Source organism: Rhodococcus sp. EPR-157 (genome assembly GCF_001647195.1).
GTDB lineage: Bacteria > Actinomycetota > Actinomycetes > Mycobacteriales > Mycobacteriaceae > Rhodococcoides.
On sequence record NZ_LVCV01000509.1, the window covers coordinates 1 to 10309 of the forward strand.

A 10309-nucleotide genomic window follows, 5' to 3' on the forward strand; every position below is an offset into this window, starting at 1 on the left:
TTCTCTGGGTGCACGGCGGTCCGTTGGCGTCGTGGAACACCTGGTCGTGGCGGTGGAACCCCTGGCTGCTCGTCGCGAAGGGGTACGCGGTGTTGCTGCCTGACCCCGCGTTGTCCACCGGATACGGCCAGGACTTCGTGCAACGAGGCTGGGGGAGATGGGGCAAGGAACCGTTCACCGACCTGATGGCGATCACTGACGCAGCGGTCGATCTGCCGGAGATCGATGCGACGAAGACCGCGGCCATGGGCGGCTCGTTCGGCGGGTACATGGCCAATTGGATCGCCGGGCACACCGACAGATTCGACGCGATCGTCACCCATGCCGGTCTGTGGGCACTCGACCAGTTCGGGCCGACCACGGACGTGGCGTACTACTGGGGCCGAGAAATGTCGCCGGAAATGGCCGTCGAGAATTCGCCGCACCTCTATGTCGCGGACATCACCACTCCGATGCTCGTCATCCATGGCGACAAGGACTATCGAGTTCCTGTCGGTGAGGGTCTTCGGCTCTGGTACGAACTGCTCAGCGAGTCGGGTATCCCCGCCGACGACGAGGGTAGGACCGACCATCGTCTGCTCTACTTCCCCACCGAGAACCACTGGGTGCTGACGCCGCAGCACGCGAAGATCTGGTACGAAGTCGTGTTTTCGTTCCTGGCCGAACACGTTCTGGGCGAGCCCGTGGCATTGCCGGAGGCGCTGGGATGAGTCGGCGGTGAAAAGGGCGTGTCGGAGCGATCGGACGCGACCACTAGAATCGACCGGTGACCAGTTCAGCGCCAGAGACCCCAGCCAACCCAGCAGACCGCTTACCCAAGAGCTGGGACCCCAGCGAGGTAGAGGCGAAGCTGTATCAGGGCTGGGTCGACGCCGGCTACTTCGAGGCCGATCCCGCCAGCACCAAGCCTGCCTACTCGATCGTCCTGCCGCCCCCCAACGTCACGGGCAGTTTGCATATGGGCCACGCGCTCGACCACACCTTGATGGATGCGCTGAGCCGCCGTAAGAGGATGCTCGGCTTCGAGGTGCTCTGGCTTCCCGGAATGGATCACGCGGGCATTGCGACGCAGACCATCGTCGAGAAGCAACTCGCGGTGGACGGCAAGACCAAAGAGGACTTCGGTCGCGAACTGTTCATCGACAAGGTCTGGGACTGGAAGCACGAGTCGGGTGGAACCATTCTCGGCCAGATGCGTCGCATCGGTGACGGTGTCGACTGGAACCGCGAGCGCTTCACCATGGACGACGGGTTGTCCCAGGCCGTGCAGACCATGTTCAAACGGATGTACGACGACGGTCTCATCTACCGTGCCGAGCGGCTCGTCAACTGGTCCCCGGTGTTGCAGACGGCGATCTCCGACATCGAAGTCAAGTTCGAGGACGTCGAAGGCGAGCTCGTTTCGCTTCGCTACGGATCGCTGAACGACGACGAGCCGCACGTCATCGTCGCCACCACTCGAGTGGAGACCATGCTCGGCGACACGGCCGTGGCGGTGCACCCGGATGACGAGCGATACCGCCATCTCGTCGGCACGACCCTCGAGCACCCGTTCACCGGCAGACAGATCCCGATCATCGCCGACGACTACGTCGACCCCGAGTTCGGTACCGGCGCAGTCAAGATCACCCCGGCGCACGATCCGAACGACTTCGAGATGGGCGTGCGGCACAACCTGCCGATGCCGACGATCATGGACAAGGCCGGCCGAATCGCCGACACCGGAACCGAATTCGACGGTCTCGATCGCTTCGAGGCCCGCGTGAAGGTCCGCGAAGCTCTCGCCGAGCAGGGCCGGGTCGTGGCGGAGAAGCGTCCGTACCTGCACAGTGTCGGCCACTCCGAGCGAAGCGGTGAGTCGATCGAACCCAGACTCTCGCTGCAGTGGTGGGTCAAGGTCGACGGTCTGGCCAAGGCCGCGGGCGACGCGGTTCGCAACGGCGACACAGTCATTCACCCGGCAAGCCAGGAACCGCGTTGGTTCGCCTGGGTCGACAACATGCACGATTGGTGCATCTCACGCCAGCTGTGGTGGGGACACCGCATCCCGATCTGGTATGGACCCGACGGTGAAACCGTCTGCCTCGGCCCGGACGAGACTGCTCCGGAAGGGTGGGAACAGGACCCGGACGTCCTCGACACATGGTTCTCGTCCGGTCTGTGGCCGTTCTCGACGATGGGATGGCCGCACGCCACCGACGACCTCGCGAAGTTCTATCCGACGTCGGTTCTCGTCACCGGATACGACATCCTGTTCTTCTGGGTGGCTCGGATGATGATGTTCGGTACCTACGTGTCCTCCGACGCGTCGGTCACCGCCGGGGAGAGGGGCGGTCAGGTTCCGTTCACGGACATCTTCTTGCACGGCCTCGTCCGAGATCAGCACGGCAAGAAGATGTCCAAGTCGCGCGGCAACGGCATCGATCCACTGGACTGGGTGGACCGCTTCGGTGCGGACGCGCTGCGATTTACCCTCGCCCGCGGAGCCAATCCCGGAGCGGACCTGTCGGTCGGCGAGGATCACGCGCAGTCCTCCCGCAACTTCGCCAACAAGCTGTTCAACGCGACGAAGTTTGCGCTGATGAACGGCGCTGCGCCGGCGCAGCTTCCGGCGCGCGAGGCGCTGACCGACGCCGACCGGTGGATACTGGATCGTCTCGATCACGTTCGAGCAGAGGTCGATACGGCGTTCGAGCGATACGAGTTCAGCAAGGCATGCGAGGCCCTCTATCACTTCGCTTGGGACGAGGTGTGCGACTGGTACCTCGAAATCGCGAAGGTGCAGTTCTCCGACGAGGCGCAGGCGGCACCCACCCGGGCAGTGCTCGGCAACGTGCTCGACGCACTGCTCCGGCTGCTGCATCCGGTCATTCCGTTCGTCACCGAAACGCTGTGGAAGGTGTTGACCGGAGGAGAGTCCATCGTGGTCGCATCCTGGCCGACCGCGTCCGGGTTCGATGCCGATGCCATTGCCGCGCAACGTGTTTCCGACATGCAGAAGCTCATCACCGAGGTCCGACGGTTCCGTAGCGACCAGGGACTCAAACCGTCGCAGAAGGTCGCCGCTGCGCTCATCGGGATCGAGGCGGCAGACCTCCTCGCACAGGTTCCCGCAACCCGTGCGCTCGCGAAACTCACCGAACCCGCTGACGATTTCAATGCAACGGCGTCCGTCGAAGTCCGTCTGTCGCAGGCAACCGTGACGGTGGAACTCGACACCTCGGGAACGGTCGATCTCGTCGCCGAACGGGCAAGGCTGGTCAAGGATCTCGCGGCGGCGGAGAAGGAGCTCGCCCAGACGACCGGCAAGCTCGGAAACGAGGCGTTCCTCGCCAAGGCGCCGGATGCCGTCGTCGACAAGATCCGTTCTCGTCAGCAGATCGCCACCGAGGAGATCGCGCGCATTCAAGCCCGTCTCGAAGCGATGGGACAGTAGTGAGCGAATTCGACACACCGAGCGTCGATCCGGGCCCGGTCGACCTGGCCGAGATGGCGCTCGTCGAAGCGGAACTCGACAAGCGTTGGCCCGAGACGAAGATCGAGCCGAGCATCTCGCGGATCGCAGCATTGATGGACCTGCTCGGTTCGCCGCAGAAGGCGTATCCGTCGATTCACGTCGCAGGTACCAACGGCAAGACCTCTGTGACACGCATGATCGATGCCTTGCTGACGCACTTCCACCGTCGGACAGGGCGCACGACGAGCCCGCACCTTCAGCTGGCGACCGAACGCATCAGTATCGACGGCACACCGATTTCTCCTCGGCTCTACGTCGACACCTACAACGAGATCGCCCCGTTCGTGGACATGATCGATGCGAAGTCCGAGGCCGCGGGCGGACCGAGGATGAGCAAGTTCGAGGTGACCACGGCGATGGCCTTCGCAGCGTTCGCCGAGGCTCCGGTCGAGGTGGCCGTCGTCGAGGTCGGATTGGGCGGACGTTGGGATGCAACCAACGTGGTCGACGGCGAAGTCGCGGTGATCACTCCGATCGACGTCGACCACGTCGAATTTCTCGGCTCGGATCTCGCCGGCATCGCGGCGGAGAAAGCCGGGATCATCAAGAAGGCTCCCGAACGACTGGTGCCCCGCGACACCGTCGCCATCATCGCCGAGCAGAAGCCTGAGGTGGCCGAGGTTCTCCTTCGCGCTGCCGTCGAGGCCGATGCTGCAGTCGCCCGGCAAGGATCGGAGTTCCGGGTGCTCGCCCGCAGAATCGCGGTGGGCGGCCAGCAACTGGAACTGCAGGGTCTCGGCGGTGTCTACACCGACATCTTTCTGCCGCTGCACGGTGAGCACCAGGCGCACAATGCGTCCCTGGCGCTCGCTGCTGTCGAGGCGTTCTTCGGGGCCGGCGCAGACAGGCAACTCGATGTGGAGATCGTGCAGGCAGCTTTCGCATCCATCGTCAATCCTGGTCGACTGGAACGGGTCCGCAACGCGCCGACGGTGTTCGTCGACGCGGCCCACAATCCACATGGGGCGCGAGCACTCGCCGCAACCCTGGCTGCGGAGTTCGACTTTCGCAAGCTTGTCGGCGTCGTCAGTGTCATGGGTGACAAGGACGTCGATGCGATGCTCACCGTCCTCGAACCGGTGTTCGACGAGATCGTGGTCACGCACAATGGATCACCGCGGGCCATGGATGTCGAAGAGCTGGCGAACATCGCGGTGGCCAAGTTCGGCGACGAACGTGTCGTTGTGTCTCCGACGCTCGCCGATGCCGTGGAGACGGCCATCGGGCTGGCCGAAGAAGTGGGAGACCCCGGTGAGGCTGTATCGGGTGCTGGAGTGATCGTGACCGGCTCGGTCGTGACGGCCGGTGCTGCGAGAAGTCTGTTCGGAAAGGAACCCGTATGAGTCAGGACGGCTCGGATACCGACGCGCCCAGGTTCAAACCCCCCACCAACGATCCGTGGAAGGGATTTCGGGGTGTCTGCGCGGGCACCCTCATCCTCGAGATGATCGTCGTGTTGCTGGCGTTGCCGGTCGTGGCGACGGTCGGTGGCGGCCTGAGCTGGTTCTCCACGCTCTACATCGTCGGGCTTGCTGTGTTGATGGTTCTGGCCAGCGGTATGCAGCGCCGCAGGCAAGGCATGCAGATCAATCTCGCACTTCAGGTGCTCGTGTTGCTCGGGGTGTTCATCCACCTGTCGATCGGAATTGTCGGGCTGATCTTCGGGGCCGTGTGGCTGTACCTTCTCTACTTGCGCCGGGACATCACCCGTCGGATCGAGCGTGGCCAGCTGTACGGCCAGCGAGAGTGACACTGACGAGCGACGCTTACCGACCGTCTACTACTGTCTGTTGTCGTGACTGAGCGCACCCTTGTACTTATCAAGCCCGACGGAGTTGCCCGCCGCTACGTGGGAGAAATCCTTGGCCGGATCGAGAAGAAGGGACTGAGCATCGCAGCACTCGAGCTCAAGTCCGTTCCGCGCGAACTGGCCAGTGCCCACTACGCCGAACACGAGAGCAAGCCGTTCTTCCCCGACCTGCTCGAGTTCATCACCTCGGGCCCGGTCGTAGCGGCGGTGCTGGAAGGCCCACGTGCCATCGCGGCGTTCCGGCAGATCGCGGGCGGTACCGATCCGGTAGGGGAAGCAGTACCGGGCACGATCCGCGCCGACCTCGCGCTCGACGGGCAGCAGAACCTCGTGCACGGATCCGACTCGGTCGAGTCTGCGGAACGCGAGATCTCGCTCTGGTTCCCCGGCTTGTCCTGATCCTCGGACGACACAGCCCGCCACGCCGCCGATCGTGCATTCTTCGGCGGTATGGCGGGACCACCACTCCGGTGTGGGATACTCGTGAAGGTTGCTTCACAGTTTGGTTTCACCGAAGGACACGCTTCAGCAGTAAATTCAGCCCAGTACCTCTAGACACGCAGGACTTCTACACCAGCAGGACGATCGAACGCCATGACAGTGGCGTTCTCGTGACAGCAACCGGATGACTGACGGACAGTGCGATGCCCGTCATCGCTGCCGACGGCGAGGGGACACCCTCACCGCCTCAGGCATGCTTGATGATCAGGCGCTCGTACTCGAAGGACACGAAAAGCCATCCAGCCAGGCACCGTGCTCGGCGCACCGGCCACTTGCCGTGGACAGTGCACCAGGTGCGGAGCAAGACCAGACGACACTGACGTCAAACCTTTCGTCAGAACACAAGGATTGCCCTCGCGTGGCCGCGTCACACCCAGTAGGTGGACGCGCCCGGGGGCCCGAGGAGACATACGTGGCCGATCAAGCCCCGCCCGAAGATGTACAGAATTCGAACACGGGAAGTTCTGCAGGTGGCGCTGATGCGTCCGCCGGGTCAACTCCGTCGTTCCCCGACCGCCTGCGTGTGCACGCATTGGCAAAGATCATCGGTGTCACCAGTAAGCAGGTGCTCGCCAAGCTCGTCGACCTCGGCATCGAAGCGCGCAGCGCACAATCCAGCCTCGACCGCGACGTCGCAGAGACCGTGCACTCGGCCTTCACGGCGCCCGAAGATTCTGCTGCCGAGCCGGTCCTGGCCGATCCGCCGGCCGTCGAGGAACCTGCTGTCGACAAGCCAGCAAAATCCAAGCCGGCAGTTTCCAAGCCAGCGGTGGCCGAGCCGACCGGGTTGTTTTCCACCGAAGACGTCGCTGTGACCACTGAGCGTGCTCCCGGCGACCGGCCCGCATTCACCGGTCCGTTGTTTCTGCAGCCCGAAGCTGTCGTCGAGGCTCCGCGTGCACGTCGGCGCAGCAAGAAGGCGGCGGGCCCGGCGGTCGACACCAGTGCGACCGACGCTGCGTCCGAGCCGACAGGGAGCGCGACGGCCGAGTCCGAAACCGTTGCTCCGGTCCTGACCGTCACCGCTGCGCCCGACACTGGAAGCAGTGGCGCGACCGACTCGAGCGACACGAACAAGAAGACCGTTGCCGGTGACGAGTCCGTCGGTACCGACGACGCCGATGCCGAGTCGGATTCCTCTGGTCACGACGACGACGGCGACGACGACCAGTCACAGCCTCGACGTCGCAGGCGAGGACGCCGTGGCCGCGGTCGCGGCCGCGGCGACCAGTCGAGCGATGGAACCTCCGAGGACGGCGACAACGACGACGAGAGCCAGTCAGGTTCCGACGGCCAGGAGTCGTCCGCCGAGAGCGCAGCCCCGGTGTCGGATGAAGAAGTATCGGCCGACGAGGATTCGTCGACCGATTCGGAGTCCAGCAGCGAGGACAAGCCCAGTGGCGAACGCCGCTCGCGTCGGCGCAGTCGATCGCGCGGGGGAGCCAAACCAGCTGACTCGTCGGCCGAGGACGAGTCGACTCCGCCCGCTGAGACGGACGCCGAGGATTCCACGGCGGACGCGTCCGCGGACGACACCGACGACGATCAGGACGAATCGGACGGGTCGAGCCGTCGCCGTCGTCGTCGCCGTCGTCGTCGCAGTTCTGGAGAGACCTCATCCGATGCTGCGTCGTCCGAGGACGATCCGCCGAACACGGTGGTCCACGAGCGGGAGCCGCGCAACAAGCCACGTACCAAAGACGAGGTTCAGGGAATCAGCGGGTCGACCCGTCTGGAAGCGAAGCGTCAGCGTCGCCGCGACGGGCGAGATGCCGGGCGCCGTCGTCCGCCGATCCTGACCGAGTCGGAGTTCCTGGCTCGTCGTGAATCCGTCGACCGGGTGATGGTCGTCCGCGAGAAGTCGTTCCCTGACCACGGTGGCGATACCACTCAGGTAGCTGTCCTGGAAGACGGAGTTCTCGTCGAGCACTTCGTCACGAGCAGCGCGTCGGCCTCCATGGTCGGCAACGTGTACCTCGGACGTGTGCAGAATGTGCTGCCGAGCATGGAAGCGGCGTTCATCGACATCGGTCGCGGTCGTAACGGCGTGCTGTACGCCGGTGAAGTCAACTGGGACGCCGCAGGTCTGGGCGGTAACTCGCGCAAGATCGAGCAGGCGCTCAAGCCGGGTGACCAAGTTCTGGTTCAGGTGAGCAAGGATCCTGTCGGGCACAAGGGCGCCCGCTTGACGACCCAGCTCTCGCTGGCCGGTCGCTACCTCGTCTACGTCCCCGGCGGCAGCTCGACGGGCATCAGCCGCAAGCTCCCCGACACCGAACGCAAGCGCCTCAAGGAAATTCTGCGCGAGATCGTGCCCGCGGAGGCCGGGGTCATCATTCGCACCGCCGCCGAGGGGGTCAGCGAGGAAGAACTCGCACGCGACGTCACGCGGCTGCAAGCGCAGTGGGCGACGATCGAAGAGGCATCGGCCAAGGCAGAGTCGAGCAAGGGCAGCCAGCCACAGACTCTGTACGAAGAGCCCGATCTTCTCGTCAAGGTCATCCGTGACCTGTTCAACGAGGACTTCGTCAAGCTGGTCATCGAGGGCGAGAAAGCCTGGACGACCACGTCGAACTACATCGAAACCGTTGCCGCAGACATGCTGCCGAAGCTTCAGCGCCACGTCGTGGAGCCCGGCCAGCCGGATGTCTTCGAGGCGCATCGGATAGACGAGCAACTGGCGAAGGCACTGGACCGAAAGGTCTGGCTGCCCTCGGGCGGAACCCTCGTCATCGATCGCACCGAGGCGATGACCGTCGTCGACGTCAACACCGGCAAGTTCACCGGCGCAGGCGGGAACCTCGAAGAGACGGTCACCCGCAACAACCTCGAAGCTGCCGAAGAGGTCGTTCGGCAGATGCGCTTGCGTGACATCGGCGGAATGATCGTCGTCGACTTCATCGACATGGTTCTCGAGCAGAACCGTGACCTCGTGCTCCGCCGGCTGACCGAAGCACTTGGACGCGATCGGACGCGTCATCAGGTGTCCGAGGTGACGTCGCTCGGTCTGGTCCAGATGACACGTAAGAAGCTGGGAACTGGCCTGGTGGAAGCGTTCTCGACGAACTGTGAGCACTGCCAGGGCCGAGGAATCATCGTCCATCCGTTCCCGGTCGAGAGCAAGCCGGACGACGGATCGAAGCCCAACTCGTCGCGGGGAGACTCCAGCACCCCACGTAAGCGACGTGGTCGCGACAAGTCCGACAACGCCGGTTCCGGCGGAAGTGCGGGCGCCGCCGAGCACTCCGAACCCACGGCAGATCCGTCGATCAAGCGTGCGCATCCGGTTGCCCTCGCGATGGCCGCCCATCACGACGACGTCGTCGCCGATGTCACGCCTGCCGATGTCATCGACAACGGTGTCATCGACAACGGTGCAGTCGACAACGGTGCCGACGCCGCCACGGTGTCGACTCCGCGGATCATCGGTGCCTCGGAGGTTGCTGCTGCCCAGGGCAACAGTCCGCAGGATTCACACGACGAGAACACGACCGACTCGTCCTCTGCACCTGCCGACACGGCGTCTGCAACCGAGTCGAGCGAGGTTCCGGCCCGTCGCGCAGGTAGGAGTGGGCGTCGTAAGGCGTCCAGGCCTGCCGCGACGGCCCCTGCAGCTGCCACGGCGGAAACCGCGGTGGACGTTCCTGCTGATCTCGCTACGGATGTCGCTGTGGACGCCCCCACGGATGCTGCCGCGGAGGTTCCTGCGAACCCGGCAGACGACGCGCCTCAGGACTCCACGCCTCAGGACTCCACGCCACCCGACTCCACGGGGTCCGATGCGGTGTCAGGTTCTGCAGCGTCGGAAGATCCCCCTGAGCCCGTCGTGAAGGCGAGACGCGGTAGGCGTGTCGCAAGGAAGGCGGCTGCGCCCGCAGCAGAAGCGCCCGATGCCGGAACCGTGTTCGTGATTCCGGCGACCTCGGAAGCCGGCACGGACGCCGACGAGTCCGCGCCGACGCCGGTGACTGCTCCAGCATTCACGCAGGTGGACAGCGCTGAGGCTGTCCAAGAGGCGCCGGTGACCAAGCCTCGCCGACGTCGTGCCGCAGCACGACCGGCCGGCCCTCCGGTCGACGCGTAGGGGTTCGGAGACGGGCGGTTTGACCATGGCCGCCCGTCTGCCGTAACCTTGATAAGTCGCTCCCGGTGACAGTGTTCTGCTATGCCTCGAGTCCGTTCGCGGTCTTGTTCGAGTGCCACGCAGGCGTTCACACCCGGTAGCAAGAAACAATGCAAGATCAGACCAGTCGTGTTGCCGTGGGCAGCGCGAGCAAGTTCGAAGAAGCAAGGGGTAGCCCTCCGATGGCAACGTACGCGATCGTCAAGACCGGCGGAAAGCAGTACAAGGTCGCTGTTGGTGACCTCGTCAAGGTCGAGAAGATCGAGGGAGCGCCCGGCACTGCTGTCTCGCTTGCTCCGGTCCTCGTCGTTGATGGATCCGACCTGACCACAGATGCAGACAAGCTGGCGAAGATCTC

Annotated in this window: 7 protein-coding genes; all 7 read left to right on the forward strand. The window is 64.4% G+C overall.

The annotated features are described in order from the left end of the window. A partial coding sequence (locus A2J03_RS22990) for an alpha/beta hydrolase family protein (protein WP_156520544.1) occupies positions 1-710 on the forward strand: 710 nt, incomplete at its 5' end. A 56-nt stretch (positions 711-766) separates the two neighbouring features. Then, positions 767-3436: a valine--tRNA ligase gene (locus A2J03_RS22995; protein ID WP_068378596.1), complete on the forward strand. Its 2670-nt coding sequence runs from the start codon at positions 767-769 to the stop codon at positions 3434-3436. Next, on the forward strand, positions 3436-4860 hold the full coding sequence (gene folC / locus A2J03_RS23000; protein WP_442971396.1) for a bifunctional tetrahydrofolate synthase/dihydrofolate synthase: 1425 nt from the start codon (positions 3436-3438) through the stop codon (positions 4858-4860). Before A2J03_RS22995 ends, folC begins: the two co-directional genes overlap by 1 nt. Beyond that, a complete protein-coding gene (locus A2J03_RS23005; RefSeq protein ID WP_068378598.1) occupies positions 4857-5267 on the forward strand; it encodes a DUF4233 domain-containing protein in 411 nt (136 codons plus the stop codon). Before folC ends, A2J03_RS23005 begins: the two co-directional genes overlap by 4 nt. A 45-nt stretch (positions 5268-5312) precedes the next feature. Then, complete coding sequence (gene ndk, locus A2J03_RS23010) at positions 5313-5726, forward strand: nucleoside-diphosphate kinase (protein ID WP_068378600.1); 414 nt, start codon at positions 5313-5315, stop codon at positions 5724-5726. A gap of 514 nt (positions 5727-6240) precedes the next feature. Further along, positions 6241-9912, forward strand: coding sequence for a translation initiation factor IF-2 N-terminal domain-containing protein (locus A2J03_RS23015; protein WP_068378601.1), 3672 nt, complete (start codon positions 6241-6243; stop codon positions 9910-9912). A 221-nt stretch (positions 9913-10133) separates the two neighbouring features. Next, on the forward strand, positions 10134-10309 hold a 176-nt coding region (locus A2J03_RS23020; RefSeq protein ID WP_197480923.1), incomplete at its 3' end, for a bL21 family ribosomal protein.